Origin of the sequence: Alteribacter aurantiacus DSM 18675, from assembly GCF_000429705.1 — a bacterium.
Lineage (GTDB): Bacteria > Bacillota > Bacilli > Bacillales > Salisediminibacteriaceae > Alteribacter > Alteribacter aurantiacus.
Genome location: NZ_KE386941.1, coordinates 177515 through 191940, shown reverse-complemented (window position 1 = coordinate 191940; position 14426 = coordinate 177515). Strand labels below are relative to the sequence as shown.

Annotated in this window: 16 protein-coding genes; 4 read left to right on the top strand and 12 right to left on the bottom strand. The window is 41.7% G+C overall.

Going from position 1 to position 14426, the window contains the following annotated elements; translation table 11 throughout:
- Positions 1–151: 151 nt before the first annotated feature.
- Positions 152–724 (bottom strand): MEDS domain-containing protein, encoded by a 573-nt coding sequence (locus tag G476_RS0104020; protein WP_026688941.1) that lies wholly within the window; start codon positions 722–724, stop codon positions 152–154.
- 136 nt (positions 725–860) lie between these two features.
- Positions 861–1433: an MEDS domain-containing protein gene (locus tag G476_RS0104015; protein WP_026688940.1), complete on the bottom strand. Its 573-nt coding sequence runs from the start codon at positions 1431–1433 to the stop codon at positions 861–863.
- 168 nt (positions 1434–1601) lie between these two features.
- On the opposite strand from G476_RS0104015, the gene G476_RS0104010 reads away from it, so the two are divergent.
- On the top strand, positions 1602–2030 hold the full coding sequence (locus G476_RS0104010; protein ID WP_026688939.1) for an RDD family protein: 429 nt from the start codon (positions 1602–1604) through the stop codon (positions 2028–2030).
- Positions 2031–2102: 72 nt separating this feature from the next.
- On the opposite strand, the gene G476_RS0104005 is transcribed toward G476_RS0104010, so the two are convergent.
- Complete coding sequence (locus G476_RS0104005) at positions 2103–3173, bottom strand: undecaprenyldiphospho-muramoylpentapeptide beta-N-acetylglucosaminyltransferase (RefSeq protein ID WP_026688938.1); 1071 nt, start codon at positions 3171–3173, stop codon at positions 2103–2105.
- Positions 3174–3401: 228 nt separating this feature from the next.
- Between G476_RS0104005 and G476_RS0104000 the strand changes: the two genes are divergently transcribed.
- Complete coding sequence (locus G476_RS0104000; protein WP_051314642.1) at positions 3402–3902, top strand: LURP-one-related family protein; 501 nt, start codon at positions 3402–3404, stop codon at positions 3900–3902.
- Between the two features lie 163 nt (positions 3903–4065).
- Here G476_RS0104000 and G476_RS23160 read toward each other — a convergent pair whose 3' ends face one another.
- The gene (locus G476_RS23160; protein ID WP_084405591.1) at positions 4066–4239 is read right to left on the bottom strand and encodes a CsbD family protein; all 174 of its coding nucleotides are present in this window, start codon (positions 4237–4239) and stop codon (positions 4066–4068) included.
- A 239-nt stretch (positions 4240–4478) separates the two neighbouring features.
- Between G476_RS23160 and G476_RS0103990 the strand changes: the two genes are divergently transcribed.
- Complete coding sequence (locus G476_RS0103990; RefSeq protein WP_026688936.1) at positions 4479–4970, top strand: hypothetical protein; 492 nt, start codon at positions 4479–4481, stop codon at positions 4968–4970.
- Between the two features lie 67 nt (positions 4971–5037).
- On the opposite strand, the gene G476_RS0103985 is transcribed toward G476_RS0103990, so the two are convergent.
- The 4 genes from G476_RS0103985 to G476_RS0103965 form a co-directional block, all read right to left on the bottom strand.
- Positions 5038–6417, bottom strand: a complete 1380-nt coding sequence (locus G476_RS0103985) for a hypothetical protein (RefSeq protein WP_026688935.1) — start codon at positions 6415–6417, stop codon at positions 5038–5040.
- 56 nt (positions 6418–6473) lie between these two features.
- Positions 6474–7811 (bottom strand): phenylacetate--CoA ligase PaaK, encoded by a 1338-nt coding sequence (paaK, locus tag G476_RS0103980; protein ID WP_026688934.1) that lies wholly within the window; start codon positions 7809–7811, stop codon positions 6474–6476.
- A 339-nt stretch (positions 7812–8150) separates the two neighbouring features.
- Positions 8151–8642, bottom strand: coding sequence for a hypothetical protein (locus G476_RS0103970; protein ID WP_026688933.1), 492 nt, complete (start codon positions 8640–8642; stop codon positions 8151–8153).
- A gap of 199 nt (positions 8643–8841) precedes the next feature.
- Positions 8842–9192, bottom strand: a complete 351-nt coding sequence (locus G476_RS0103965) for a hypothetical protein (protein WP_026688932.1) — start codon at positions 9190–9192, stop codon at positions 8842–8844.
- A gap of 222 nt (positions 9193–9414) precedes the next feature.
- Between G476_RS0103965 and G476_RS23470 the strand changes: the two genes are divergently transcribed.
- A complete protein-coding gene (locus G476_RS23470; protein WP_156906511.1) occupies positions 9415–9579 on the top strand; it encodes a hypothetical protein in 165 nt (54 codons plus the stop codon).
- A gap of 133 nt (positions 9580–9712) precedes the next feature.
- Here G476_RS23470 and G476_RS0103955 read toward each other — a convergent pair whose 3' ends face one another.
- From G476_RS0103955 to G476_RS0103940, 4 genes are all read right to left on the bottom strand, one after another.
- Entirely contained in the window at positions 9713–10549 is an 837-nt protein-coding gene (locus G476_RS0103955; protein WP_245579624.1) for a cupin domain-containing protein, read from the bottom strand.
- Between the two features lie 463 nt (positions 10550–11012).
- On the bottom strand, positions 11013–11864 hold the full coding sequence (locus tag G476_RS0103950) for an AraC family transcriptional regulator (RefSeq protein ID WP_026688930.1): 852 nt from the start codon (positions 11862–11864) through the stop codon (positions 11013–11015).
- A gap of 112 nt (positions 11865–11976) precedes the next feature.
- Positions 11977–12675: an L-2-amino-thiazoline-4-carboxylic acid hydrolase gene (locus G476_RS0103945; RefSeq protein ID WP_026688929.1), complete on the bottom strand. Its 699-nt coding sequence runs from the start codon at positions 12673–12675 to the stop codon at positions 11977–11979.
- Positions 12676–12789: 114 nt separating this feature from the next.
- The gene (locus G476_RS0103940; protein ID WP_026688928.1) at positions 12790–14304 is read right to left on the bottom strand and encodes a malate:quinone oxidoreductase; all 1515 of its coding nucleotides are present in this window, start codon (positions 14302–14304) and stop codon (positions 12790–12792) included.
- Between the last annotated feature and the right edge of the window lie 122 nt (positions 14305–14426).

Here is a 14426-nt window from a genome sequence, read left to right as displayed (position 1 = left end):
CGAGCACCTCCTCTCAAGGTTAGTGCATTAGTGTTGTAATGTAGTATATGCTATTTTGGAAACTTTTGCAATATGTGTGAGAAAATATTTTTTCGCGAGTTTTTTACACACAAAAAAAGACCAACCTGAGCCAGGCTGATCTTCCACTCATTTATTTTACTTGCCCATAGACCTCTGAAGCCTTAAATGTTTCGTCTGTCATAAAGTACGAATGACAGTTTTTTAGCCTCTCTTCAATTTCATCTGTTAGGCGACTAGATTCATAAGCACATAAAGAAATCATGTTCCATTCTTTTAAGATTTTGTCCGCCTTTTCTTCTTGATCGGCAACTTGGTGCAAAATTTCATTGTCATCGCCCCATTCGACATTAGCCCACGTTCGCAATTTCGTATCTTCACTTTCGTAGGGCTCGATCATTTTCCCCAAATATTGTTCCACTTGCGGTGGATTGTAGGTGCCGTTAAGGAGGTAAAATTGAAAATTGTTTACAAAGTGTATGTGCTCGTATTCCTCATCAGTAAGGTCATTTCTTAACCTGTCTTTTAATAATGGCAACATTTTTTCAGACTCCACCACTGCTACATCATCGCCTGCTTGTACTCCTGTTTTTATAAACGTCACAGCATTGGACAGGTATGCTTCAAGGTCTTCGAAACGATAAAATATGTGCCCGCCACTTGATTTGTGCATCCTTTTAAGTTCCAAAACGATGTCTTTATCCATATAAAAAAACTCCTTAAAACATAGTCTCTTCCAATGACCCAATTTTGATTTGATAGTGTTCATCCTATAAAGTGTTAATTCTCAAGATTACGTTCTCCCTTATGAGTCAACAAACATTTTTATATAATCAGAAGCTTTAACTAGTCTTTTTATAAAGTTTACTAGGTGAAAGATTTGTATCTGTCATAAAAAAAGGGTGACATTCTTGAAGGCGCTTTTCGATTGTATTACAAATTCGTTCATTTTGGTACGCGCACACTGAGATCATCTTTTGTGCACTAATCATCGTATCTGCTTGTTGTTCAAACAAAGCGACTTCCTCAAGCAAGTCAGCATCTTCTCCCCACTCAACATGCGCCCACGTGCGAAGGGGTGGCACGTCCCCATCGTATTTTTCAATAAGCCGATGAAAACCCTTCTCAACACTAGAAACGTGAAAGCTTCCATTTAAAAGATAGTATTGAAAGTTGTTAATGTAGTAGACTTTTTCTTGCTGTTCTGCACTTAACACACTTTCTACTTTTCTTTTTAATTGGGGCAAAATCTTCTCACTTTCAATGACCGCTACATCGTCACCGGATCGAACTGCTTCACATATAAAAGTGACAGCATTTTCGAGATACGCCGCCTTTTCTTCAAACTTATAAAAAATATGCCCACCGTTCTCTTGTCTCATCCGTTTCATAGACTGTGGAATGAGTTTATGCATATAGGAAAAACTCCTTAGTTATTTTAAAATAGCGAAACGTTTGTTCGTTTATTCATTGTAACAGGTTAACGTTAGTATAAACACCCCCCCCTCTTTTGAAGTGTATGTTCGCAAAAGGAGAATATTTGTACTACACTGTTCTTACTACTACATCAGGAGGAAAGAAGGATGACACCTAGAGAAAACGCAGCAGGATTTTTTTCCCGTCTCGGCGCTTTACTCGCTGACAGCTTTATCGTACTTCTTCCAATCACATTTATCGTTGCAGCGGCGATGGGACAAGACTGGTTTACGTTTCTTGAAACGCCCGGTTGGGACTATGCTTACGTGGTCTATCTCATCGTGACACCACTTTTTTGGAGCGGTTATGTAGTCGGAAAAAGGCTATTTAACATCCGAATTGTTCGAGTCGATGGAAAGAAGCTCACTGTCTGGACGATGCTCATGCGCCAATTGATTGGCTACTTTTTACTTGCTGTATTCACATTTGGCCTTACAACAATAATCAGTGCAGCCATGGTGGCAATTCGAAAAGACCGACGAAGCATACACGATTTTCTTGCGGGCACATATGTGGAAAAAGTACAAAAAGACTGAGGCCGAGGGCGCTCAGTCTTTTTGTGTTTCGACCCGCTATTTGTCCATTTGAACTCATTAGGCCTTTATTATCTACTTATGATAAGCATTTATTTGTTCCACTAAAATGTCTAAAGCATGGCTTTCTTTAGAGGATTTCATCATTTCTGTGTAGTCATTTCGTTTCGCTTTTAACGTGTGAAGAGCGTTAGATAGAGAATCACGGGTGAGATCTTCTTCTTCCAGTTTTAAGGCAAAGCCTTTCTCTTCAAAGGATTTGGCATTTAAAATTTGGTCTCCTCGGCTTTGTTTTCTAGTTAATGGAATAATAACCATAGGAATATGGAGAGCGAGGAATTCAAAGATGGAATTTGATCCGCCTCGAGTAATCACCATATCCGTCGCGGCAAGGATATCAGCCAATTCTTCGTTTACATATTCAAATTGCTTGTATCCTGCTACCCTAACCAAGCTTTCGTCCACGTTTCCTTTTCCGCACAGATGAACAATTTGATAATCTTTGGTCAGCTCGTCAAGAGATCCACGAACAGACTCATTGATTTTTTTTGCTCCAAGACTCCCACCCATAATGGTTAAAATAGGAAGTTCTTTCGTAAACCCGAGCATTTGGCGACCTTTAATTGAATCGCCACTTAGAATCTCCTTACGAATTGGCGAGCCGATCACAGTCGTTTTTGACGACGGGAAATACGCTCTCGTCTCTTCAAAAGAAGTAAAGATCTTCGTTGAAAAACGCTGTGAGATTTTATTAGCAAGCCCCGGTGTAATATCGCTTTCGTGGATAAAGATCGGAATGCCCAAAGAACGGGCTGCGATGATAACTGGAACGGATACGAATCCGCCTTTTGAAAAAACGAGGGCGGGTTTGAGTTTTTTGAGTACTGAGCGAGCTTCCTGACAACCTTTTATTACGCGGAACATATCTATGATGTTCTCTTTATCAATATATCGACGAAGCTTCCCGCTTCGAATACCGTAATAAGGAATGTTGCGGTTCTCGATCAGCTCTTTTTCAATCCCTTTTTTTGATCCAATGTATTTAATATCCCATTTCGATTCGTCAAGTTCATTTATAATGGCTATGTTCGGTGTCACGTGACCGGCCGTCCCGCCACCTGTAAATACAATCGTTTTTTTCGTCATAGTTCCTCCTGCGGTAAAACAATTTGTGTTTTCATTATAGCGGATTGGACAACCCTTTTGGAATGATGAATTCGGATTGTTTTTTATTAAGTGGATTCTTTACCGCGGTATAAGTGTACGGTATGTGAAATACAAAAGAGTTTTAAGACACTGTTCATTGCCCGAATTGAAACCTTTTTTCTTCCATAACGTACACACTACCAAGCTACTATTGAACGGAGTGATCATATGACGACGATGCATGTTTCAGATAACTTTTTCTCAGCTGGAGAAACGACCATTTATAATGAGGATAAAAAAGAAATTGGCTCCCTAGACCTACAGAGTGCATTCAATTCAAATGTGAATATATTAAATATAGACGGTGAAGTACTCGTAAAAGCTCGGTTCCCTGCCTTCTCAAACAAATGGACAATTGTCGATTATGCCGATCGTGAGTTAGGGGTGCTTAAGCAGAATTTCACTTTTTTCTCTAAAAAATTCGAATACCTTACTTCAGAACGGGGCTCTTACACGGTAGTCGGAGAAGCCTTTAGTACGGAGTTTGAAATCAAAGCAGATGGAAGCGATGCCATCGTCGGCCACTTTAAAAGAGAAAGTGGGTTCTTTTCATCCCCATCATATGAAGTTAAAAACCTTTCTGATAACCTAAGCGATGAAGAAATGCTAGCCTTAGTAATGGGGGTTAATATGCTATTAAAACGGAAAAGGCGGAATTCTGGGCGATAGATTCACAATCAAGTGTAAAAAGGGATTATTAGCAGTGTCAGTGCCCTGGTTGAATCGAAAAACACCTCGGATTTGCTCCGAAAAAAACCGGTAGGGATTTAGCCCCTACCGGAAAAGTAATGCCGTACTACTCTATTTTAGTACTTAAGTATTTTTTTCATTCTTAATCCTTCATGTTCCCTACTTCTTCTTGAACTTTCCCTTTCACCTTATCCTTTTTCCCTTCTCGTTGAAGGTCTTTATTATTGGTCAGGTTTCCAGTCTGATCTTTCATTTCACCCTTTGCTTTGTTCACGTTTCCTTTTACTTTATCGGAATTACTGTCTTGATTTGCCATCATTCATTCCTCCTTTTATGTGTTAGGTGTCTATTACCTATCTAAAAGGAAGTAAAACGTATCTTTTGACTCATTTATATTTCCCCGCCAGACACTACGTGAATAGCTGAACACAGGGTCAGTCACCACGTGAACGGCATCACAAAGTTTTCGCACCGCCAAGAGCCTGTTTTCTTCACACGTTTTTCTGTATAAGAATATCTTGAAGGTAGCGATACAAGGCAGTGGAGGTCGAGAAAATGGCCCGTAGAAAACACTTCAAAAAACGAACGTTTAACCAACCCGTTTTAGATGAAGGAGGAGAATTAAATAAGAATAGTATTCGAGAACTTCAAACAAGATTGAATAATGCTGAACGAGAGCCTAGCCCTTCCCTTTCCTCCGGAGAAAGTAAAGTGTTGGCCGGCGTTTGGATTCAATTTGCTGGATCGGCACTGGAAGCCATTGGGGTAACGGAGGAATTACAAGCTCTCCAAGAAGAAGGAGAAACGGATGAAGAAGGGCTTGCATTAGAGCGACAAGCGGTAACCGGTGTTTGGTTACAAACCATTGGCACCGCACTAGCGGCCTTTGGTTTCAGCCTTGAAGTGTCACCTGATGAACAACAACAAATTCAAGGACGAAAACTCGGGATTATCGGTGCTTGGTTTGAATCATTTGGTGCAGCCATGGAAGCTTTAGCTGAAACAAAACTTCTCATTGAAGATATTGACGAGGAAGTACCATTTTAAGAAAACGCAAAAAGGCAGCGTCAGTCGCTGCTTTTTTGTGTTCTTTAAGCTTTTTTAGCTTATCCAACTAAGAAGCTGCATCCTCTTTGTCTTTGGCCTCCTTCTCCATTCCAAGAGAGTCTTCTACTTTCTCACCGTGACGTCCGATTAATAAGATGTAGAGACCAATGCCAACTCCGATTCCCCAAACAGGTCCGTAAGTAGCGGTAAGCATACCGATCGCAAGAACGACACCTCTTGAGATGTTCGTTTTAACCAAAGACATGGCTACATAAGCACAAGCAAATCCTGTTAATAAAAGAGAAATGCTTAGAGCAATCGGGAAGATTGGCATAATGATTGCAATAACCGGTAAGAGCAATCCAAGTGGAATCGCCATAATATAAAAGTTCATCGGACCATCATAAATCGAGTCCATCACTTTACGACCTTTTTTATACCGTTCAATCAAGAATACCTGAACGCCTGTCCAGATTGGTCCGTGGATCCAAAGCAAAGGTCCAGCCGTCATTAGCTGACCAGCATTTCGAGCTGCTAGTACAAAGTGGCTTCTAGTAGGATTGATATCAATTTTTTCATCTTTTCTCGCTTTATCAGCTCCTCTTAAAAGAGTATGAGCAATAACCAAATCGCCAAAAGCGAGAATGTAAACAACGAGCGCGATCGGGAAAACAGCGAGAAACACATCCCAAGACGGAATGCCAACAGCCCAAATGGAAAGTGTACTCATCGTTTCAGCAATTGGCGGTATGAAGAATCCCCATTCCATTTGAAACGTCATTTCTCCTGTAAAAAAACCGACCGCCCCGGCTACTACTAGTGAAAGAAGAAGGGCGTTTGAACCCATCATCAGCTTTGACCTGGTGTCAGGCAACTTTGAAAAAGGAATTGAAAACAAAAGCACCAATACAATAATCCATGAGGTTACAAGAGAATATGGCATACTTGGCAAGCGGTTCATTTCAGATTGAAAAGCAGCGATGGCGGCCCCCATAATGATCCCCGCTTTTAAGGCAACAGGAACCATATTGTTAAATCGCTCTCCAAGCTTTGTTACACCAAAGAATAAAAACAAGGCAATGACTAAAAGAAAAAGAGCAATCATGCCGTGAACTGCATCAATCCCTGGGGCTAACGTGTTCATGTAAACGAGAGTTAGTGGTAAAGCCGGGGTTATGGCTCCTGCAGCATAAATATCCCCAAACAGAACTGTTTGTGCTAATACCCAAAACAGCATCACGAGACTAACGGTCCAAGCTACCTCAAAGGACACTTCAAAATACATCATCATTAACGGCGTAATGGAACCACACGTAGCTAATAAAAGAAGGCCTCCTTGTATGTGCTGGCTTGGCGTGAGCTTTAAATGTACACCCGGGAGCCGCATTGTAAATGGCCCCCATTTTATCCCTGGATGTATTTCACCATAGTTCCGTTTACTCTTCATCCTTTTTACTCCCCCTACAAACGATTAGTTTAAACTTCCGGAAAAAATAAGGCAGCTTATTCTACTGTAAGTGCGTTTTCCCCCCTCAAATCAATAACCCTTTTGGCCTTCCCTTCAGACCTTGGGATAGAGTAAGGCGCTTTTAAACAGACGTCCATCGAAATAAGCGCTTGTGATTTTAATGAATATTTGATTTTTTTAATAAGATCCGGCCCTTCTCCCACCGAAAAGTCCCCATTCGGTAGTCTGTTAAAGAACGATTCGCACACTTCCACATGGAGTTCCGCGTGGTCCATTGAACCAGCTCTCTTAAGATGAATATTGTAGTGGCAAACGAGCTCGTCCATCTGCAAAAGAATTCGTTCCACTTCGGATGGAAACACATTCACCCCACGAATGATAAACATGTCATCAATTCTGCCTTTTACCCGGCTCATTCTAGTTGACGTTCGGCCGCATGCACACCTTTCTCGAGTAATAGACGCAATATCTCCCGTTCGATATCGAATGATTGGCAACGCTTCTTTTGTAAGACTCGTAAATACAAGTTCTCCATTCTCCCCATCCGGTACAGGATCAAGCGTATCAGGGTCAATGATTTCACAAATAAAGTGATCGTCTGCAAGATGAAGGCCATCCTGACAATCTACACACTCCATGGCGATCCCTGGCCCCATCACTTCACTTAATCCATAAATGTCCATGGCCTTCAGATCAAACATCGTTTCTATCGTCGCCCTCATTTCTTCCGTCCACGGCTCAGCACCAAGGATCGCAAACGCTAAACTTGTCTTTTTCGGGTCGAGACCTTTAGCAAGCATCGTCTCTCCAATGTTTAAAAGATAAGACGGTGTTGAACAGATGATTCTCGGTTTAAAATCTTCAATAAGTGTAATCTGACGTTCCGTATTACCACCGGACACGGGAACGGTGGCACACCCCAGTTTTTCTGAGCCATGATGAAGACCAAGCCCTCCCGTAAAAAGACCGTATCCGTAAGCATTATGAAGAAGATCTCCTTTTCGTCCCCCTGCAAGATATATCGATCTTGCAACGATGTCAGACCAATGTTCAATATCATTTTTCGTATAAGCCACAACGGTAGGTTTTCCACTTGTTCCTGACGAACCGTGAATACGAACAACCTCATCCATAGGAACAGCTACAAGGCCAAATGGATAGTGATCACGAAGATCTGTCTTCTTTGTAAAAGGAAGCTTCTTAAGGTCAGTGAGACTATGGAGGGCTTCAGGTTTCACTCCCGCCTTTTCAAACTCCCTTTTATAAAACGGGACATTTTCATAAACATTAGCAACGGTCGTTTTGAGTCGGGCAAATTGAATCGATTCCATTTCATGTTTCTCGATTCCTTCTTCACGAGTATAAAATGACATGCACGAACACTCCTCATCATAAAAATAAAACGCCGGATAATTTTCACGTTATATCAAAAGTAAGACTAAATGAAAGCGCTGTCAATATGAAAAAGGGATTATTGTTAGTATTTTCTGAATAAATAAATTATAAATATTTTATTTTATTGAATTCCGTTATACTTACGTTATATTTATTTTTTGTTATAAATGAGCAAAGGCTTTAATAATAGGAATCGTAATCAAAAGCCCTTATTATAAAGAAAAAGCTGTTCTTTTTTCTGCAAAATAAAAAAGGTTGATCGTAGGTTCTTACCACCCATGAATCAACCTCCCGTTAGGACCGGCTACCAACCTGTTTTACTCAGCCGGCCTCACTCTTTTTCGACTTATGTATGCAAACGTACCTGCTGTTAGTAAAAGGAATGCACCTGTTAGGGGAATGTAGACTTTGTTTTCTGATAACGTGTATACGATGTCCAATTCGTTTGTACTGGAAGTCCAAATGTGAACGTCCCCGTCTTCCATCATTTGCTGTGCATTTGATTCTTTTAAATCCGGCGAATGCAGGATAAACCGACTTTTCACATCCAGCCCATCACTCTGTAAAAGAGCTGTTAGGTCCTCGGCTATGTATGCTCTATTTTCAACTATTTTAGAATAATAAAATGGAAGTGATTTGGTTCGGCTATAGAAATTCGAATCATGACCTCCATAACGAGCAAACACGTTACTCATGCTCGTGTCACTCACACGATTATCTAATGCAATTGTTGTTTTGTCGTCACTTTCACGACGTTCCCATTCGTATGATGAGTATTGCTCAAAAACGTTTGGCAGCTCCTCAACCACTTTATCCGCTTTTTCGTTTTCTACTGTAATTTTTATTGACGACCGTAAATCTTCTTTGTTTGTTCAATCAACGATAAAGTCGACGACTACGGTGCTCCCTATAAGCACCCACCCTGAAATTAGAAAACTAATGACGTTCATGATCCCCCTCCTCAGTTGAAGAGTTTACCAGATTATCCCCTTTATGATAATAGTGAAATTAGAGAATCCCTTCTAGTGTGAGTATGGTCAGAATAAAAAAAGAGACAAACATGGCTGCGCCAACTGCAGCTGAACGAATGGCCCACTTGCTTACTGTTTTGCTGGTCTTTTTTCCTTCATCCACTCCAATGGTAGTGTGTCGCTTCGGAGCCGATGTTCCGTATATCGTTGGTTTAGGGGCCCCTTTGCTTGTAAGTACGGCATATGCCAATGGAATAAAAGCTAGTACACTTATGATCACAGTAGATAACAGAAACACACGCCAACTAAATACGAGCACGGTAATGATACCTAACAGGAGCGTAATCCCCAGTCCTACCAATGCGTATCCGATGATTGTCTTTAACATGTAGACTCCCCCTATGACTATTTCATATCATTCTGTGCCCTTACTAAATTGGAGATAAACCTTCTCTATAAAGCGATGTATGTTCTTTTTAAAACATTTTTTTAACTTTATATTACTATCTTTCAAACAATCATTTCTTAATCTTCGCATTTCACTCTCTTTTTCTGTATGATTATGGTAAGGTACATTTAAATAGACTTAGGGAATAAATGGGGTGTTAATTTGCTTTCTGATGAAGAGCGGCAAATTCTTATATATGAACTTAAAAAGATGAAAAGAGAACTTAATAATAGTGATGACTTTACATTAAAGGGACTAATCGATGATGATATTCAAGTTTTGACAGCTGTCTTGCTTGATAGAAAAAATAATGGTTCCCCTTTTTAGAAACGTACCCACTACTACATACTCTTTATATACAGCTAAACTCACTCTCCTATCCATCACACATTCCTGCAAACAAAAAGCATGAACCTCGTTAACGAAGCTCATGCTTTTTTGTATTTCAATGAAATTCGTTTTATCCTTCTGCATCAATGGCATCTTGCTTCGTTTGATGAACCGTGCCAAATGGGTGATGAGGAGGGGCATAGATCGAGTAAATTTTGAGTGGCTCAGTACCCGTATTAATCACGTTATGATACGTTCCCGCCGGCACAAAAATAGCGTAGTCTGCGTAGGCTTCTTGTTGGAACGTAAGATTATCTTCACTGTCCCCCATTTGAACCAACGCCTGCCCCTCTTCAATGCGAAGGAATTGATCATCGTCCGGATGTACCTCAAGTCCAATGTCATCCCCTACATCGATGCTCATTAACGTAAGCTGCAAGTGCGTTCCTGTCCACAACGCTGTACGAAAGGTGTCATTTTGTGTAGTTACTTCCTCAATATCTACTACGTAAGGGTTTGAACCATAGTCTTGAATATCATTACGATACAAGGAACGGAGCGATCCTTCCCCTATTGCAGCTTGTAAGAATGCTTGTTGTACGAGGGGATAAGGGGTGCTTTGAGCATGAGATTGATATTGCTTCGATGAACGAGTCCCCAACTGGGTGACCTTTTGCAAACCGTCTTGATAATCGTGGTAACGGACCTCCTCCAATTGATAGACAGGCTGAACACCCGTCATGGAGTAGTAAAGGGTGGCAAATTGGTTAAAATGCATGAATCTGTTCTGAAGTGCTTGTAGGATTTCTTGCTGGTGATCGGTGTTTGGGGCTTCATGTACCAAGCGACTAAACAAATCCACCGCCGTCGCTTCTTTGTTCAAGCCTTCTTGAACGGCTTCAATGGTCTCATTAGATGTATTTCTGTAGAAAAAGGGATACGAATACATAGGAGTCATTCCTTTCATAGGCATTCTCCTTATACCGTATGCTCGGGGTAGATTTGAGGTTCGTTGTCCCTTGTTTTTTGAAGTGAAGTGGGAGTCGGAAGGGAGAGTTTCATAGGGGATTCACGGGTTCTGATGGTGGATTAACGTCTTCACATAGGGAATTAACGGGTTGAGCGTCTCCATTTACGGGAAGCCGCTTACGATTCACGGCTACCCGCTACTTATTTCCGGTTTAGCTACAAATACCGCCTACCGCCCGAACTTCCCCACCACAAAAAGGCTCCGTATCCAACCGGAACCTATTTTTCGTTAATCATGCCACTCCAGCCATAGGAGAAGCGGTAGCTGAATGCTTTGTGTGGATGTTTCGAGTTTCGGATGATCCACTTATTTTCTTTTTGCTCCAGATATTTGTAGTTTGATCCACTTATATTCCTTTCGCTCCAGTTATTTGTAGTTTGATCCACTTATTCTCTTTTCGCTAATTCACCGGTATCCATACCTCCGAGTAATAATCTTCACTCATCGGGTCACCTTCTTTATACAACTCAAAATCTATTGTTCCAGCCTGCTCGTAATGACTGGAAGGAAACCACTCCGAAAAGATCTGTTCCCATGCTTGTTGCATAGCATGAGGCATAGCTCCGACAACTTCGAATACAGCCCACTTTGATGAAGGAACGGTAATGGAATAAAACCCGTCCGGTACTGAACCTATATAATCTGTAGCTACCCAATAGTCCAACGTTTGATCTCCGTTATCTATGCATAGACCGAGCAAGCCTTTAATATTCCCGTTGTTTAAATTGAAAAGCTTCTCTGATGTTCCGTTCTCGTTTACTTCTCCCCACAGCTTCGGGATTTCTCTCGATTGTTCGTTATTAACCATCGTCATCCGTCTGTGAATCCCGATTGCTTGAAACTCTTCTCGTTCTTCAATTCGATACCTCATGGCCTTTTCCCCTTTCAACGTTACATGAATGAGCAGGCGGTTGTAACACGATAGACGAGCTCCTGGTATCCTTGCTTCTTTCGGCGTCATTCCATGTTGCTTTCGAAACGCTTTTGCAAATGATTCAGGTGTTTCATACCCGTACGTTAATGCAATATCAATGATCTTTGTCTCACCTCTTGTGAGCTCCTCAGCTGCAAGTGTGAGCCTTCGTTTGCGCGCGTACTCTCCCACAGTCATCCCAGTTAACACAGTAAACGCTTTTTGCAAATGTGCTGGCGACATGTGAGCGACCTGGGCAGCTTCTTCAATGGAGACGCTTTTCGGCAATGACTCTTCAATGATGTCGATCGTTCTTTTTAATGACTCGACTAACGTCATACAATCACCTCCTGGCTTTATCATAGCTCTTTGTAAATCTATAATCCTGTCATTTTATATTCATTAGGGACTGGTAGAAGAAGACATTAACTCTGGCTATTACGTATGTCACTTACTTTTTCAACTTAAACTTAAATTCGCACACCCCGTCTTTCAACACATATCTGTCATGATCGACGTCAAAGTCATTGTTATACCCTTTAGCAATGGACGGGTCGATCATCTCACAGTACAAAATACCGTATTCAGCCATATCGTCGTCTGCCCATTGTTGACCAAATGGACATACGGTAAAGGTTTGTTCAATGACTTCCGGTTTATGAATGGTTTCCATTTCAAACAGCTCGCTACGAGCCATGTCATAGTTGGATAAATAATTCTCAATCGTATTGTCTAGCCCAAGGTGGGCAGCTCTTTCTCGAATGCCTTTCCCTCTTGATTCACCGAAGGTTCTAACCCCCTCGCGGACCACGTCTTTTCCTTCTTCTCCGTAATGGTCGACCACTACTTTCGCTACCTGTCCAAACAATTTCGCCATCTGACTGTATACGGTCGCTTCATTAAGATCGAGTTTTTTCTTTTCAACCTCTTTTGGTATGTAGTCGCTTAATACATGTGCTTCTCCTTCTTCTGAGGCTCTCACAGCTATATTTTGTGCAAGGTCATAGCCAAACCTAGTCACTCCTCTTTGAACAAGCCTAATTCCTTCCTCTTCAAAGGAGTTGCTAACAGAGGCTTCCACATGGGTGAACAACCTGGCTGTGATGCGGTACATGGACAGGGTGGGTAAAGGTCGACGTTCTGTTTTCATACGAATCTCCTCCTCAATAATGTAAGCATATCTATTTAGACAATGGTTGGTGCACTTGCCCTTACAAACGAAAAGACCTCCAATTGATCAAGAGATCGGAGGTCCTTTTGGTCATTAATTTAACACAAGCGCTCTTTCTTTCTCCATCTGAGATAATCCTAGTGTCTCTGCTGTTGAAGCCTGTAGCTCAAGGAACATCTCACGGTTTTCCGATAAGGAAACGCCATAGGATGGGATCATTTGCTTAATTTTAGGCTCCCACTCTGACATATGCTCAGGGAAGCAGCGCTCCATCACTTCAAGCATAACGTGTACAGCGGTGGATGCTCCCGGGGAAGCTCCAAGCAATGCAGCAACCGATCCGTCCGCAGCACTTACGACTTCCGTACCAAATTGAAGCGTCCCTTTTCCGCCTGCTTCTGTATCTTTAATTACCTGCACTCTCTGACCTGCAGTAACGATTTCCCAATCTTCATTTTTCGCGTTCGGGATAAACTCCCTTAGCTCGTCCATACGCTTATCATGTGACAACATCACTTGCTGAATCAAATACTTTGTAAGTGACATTTCTTTTACACCTGCTGCAAGCATAGTCAGAACGTTATTCGGTTTTACGGTACTGATGAGATCTAAGTTAGAGCCTTCTTTTAGGAATTTTGGTGAAAAGCCTGCGAAAGGTCCGAATAATAAGGCTTTTTCGCCACCGATATATCTCGTATCAAGGTGAGGAACCGACATTGGAGGGGCTCCAGATTTGGCTTTTCCATATACTTTCCCATTGTGCTTGGCTATAACTTCTGGATTTTTACAAACCATGAACAGCCCACTTACAGGGAAGCCACCGATTTGCTTCGATTCAGGAATACCGGTTTTTTGAAGTAACGGAAGGCTGCCTCCGCCTGCCCCAATGAAGAGGAACTTGGCTGTATGGTGTTCCATGTTCCCGTTTTTCATATCAAGGACTTTCACTTCCCAAGAGCCGTCCTCTGTGCGCTTCAGGTTCTCAACACTATGTTCGTAATTGATCTCTACCCCTTCATTTTGCAAGTGATCAAACAACGTACATGTTAATGCACCAAAATTCACATCCGTACCGGAATCAATTTTGGTTGCGGCGATAGGCTCATTAGAGGTCCGCCCCTCCATGACAAGGGGGATCCACTCTTTTAGCTTATCCGGATTATCGGAAAACTCCATTCCTTCAAACAGCGGATTATCTGATAGCGCTTCCAAACGTCTTCGTAAATAATCAACGTTTTTCTCCCCTTGCACGAGACTCATGTGAGGGATAGGCATGATAAAGTCTTGCGGTCTACTAATCAAACCACAGTTTACAAGGTAAGACCAAAATTGTCTTGATAGCTGGAATTGTTCATTTACTTTTACCGCTTTTGAAATGTCGATCGATCCATCAGGTCTCTCGGACGTATAATTAAGCTCGCACAAGGCAGCGTGCCCCGTTCCTGCATTGTTCCACTCGTTTGAGCTTTCTTCTCCTGCTTTGGCCAGTTTCTCAAATACTTTGATTTCCCACTCAGGTTTTAGCTCTTTTAATAACGCTCCTAAAGTGGCACTCATGACACCGGCACCGATTAAAATCACATCTGTTTTCTTCTGTAAGTTGCTCATAGTACCCTTCCTTATCTCCGAAATTTGTAAAAAAGAGTTGGCTTTTTCATTAGGTGCAACGATGAACAATGCTCCACCTACGTACACAACTTTCCCGACTCACAACAGCATAGCTACCTCTA

Bases quoted from the DNA above. Each gene is read 5' to 3' on its own strand.
- G476_RS0103940 (WP_026688928.1), bottom strand. From the start codon at position 14,304: ATGAGCAACTTACAGAAGAAAACAGATGTGATTTTAATCGGTGCCGGT.
- G476_RS0103945 (WP_026688929.1), bottom strand. From the start codon at position 12,675: ATGAAAACAGAACGTCGACCTTTACCCACCCTGTCCATGTACCGCATC.
- G476_RS0104020 (WP_026688941.1), bottom strand. From the start codon at position 724: ATGGATAAAGACATCGTTTTGGAACTTAAAAGGATGCACAAATCAAGT.
- G476_RS0103965 (WP_026688932.1), bottom strand. From the start codon at position 9,192: ATGTTAAAGACAATCATCGGATACGCATTGGTAGGACTGGGGATTACG.
- G476_RS0104015 (WP_026688940.1), bottom strand. From the start codon at position 1,433: ATGCATAAACTCATTCCACAGTCTATGAAACGGATGAGACAAGAGAAC.
- G476_RS0104005 (WP_026688938.1), bottom strand. From the start codon at position 3,173: ATGACGAAAAAAACGATTGTATTTACAGGTGGCGGGACGGCCGGTCAC.
- G476_RS23160 (WP_084405591.1), bottom strand. From the start codon at position 4,239: ATGGCAAATCAAGACAGTAATTCCGATAAAGTAAAAGGAAACGTGAAC.
- G476_RS0104010 (WP_026688939.1), top strand. From the start codon at position 1,602: ATGACACCTAGAGAAAACGCAGCAGGATTTTTTTCCCGTCTCGGCGCT.
- G476_RS0103990 (WP_026688936.1), top strand. From the start codon at position 4,479: ATGGCCCGTAGAAAACACTTCAAAAAACGAACGTTTAACCAACCCGTT.
- G476_RS0103950 (WP_026688930.1), bottom strand. From the start codon at position 11,864: ATGACGTTAGTCGAGTCATTAAAAAGAACGATCGACATCATTGAAGAG.
- paaK (WP_026688934.1), bottom strand. From the start codon at position 7,811: ATGTCATTTTATACTCGTGAAGAAGGAATCGAGAAACATGAAATGGAA.
- G476_RS0103955 (WP_245579624.1), bottom strand. From the start codon at position 10,549: ATGAAAGGAATGACTCCTATGTATTCGTATCCCTTTTTCTACAGAAAT.
- G476_RS0104000 (WP_051314642.1), top strand. From the start codon at position 3,402: ATGACGACGATGCATGTTTCAGATAACTTTTTCTCAGCTGGAGAAACG.
- G476_RS0103985 (WP_026688935.1), bottom strand. From the start codon at position 6,417: ATGAAGAGTAAACGGAACTATGGTGAAATACATCCAGGGATAAAATGG.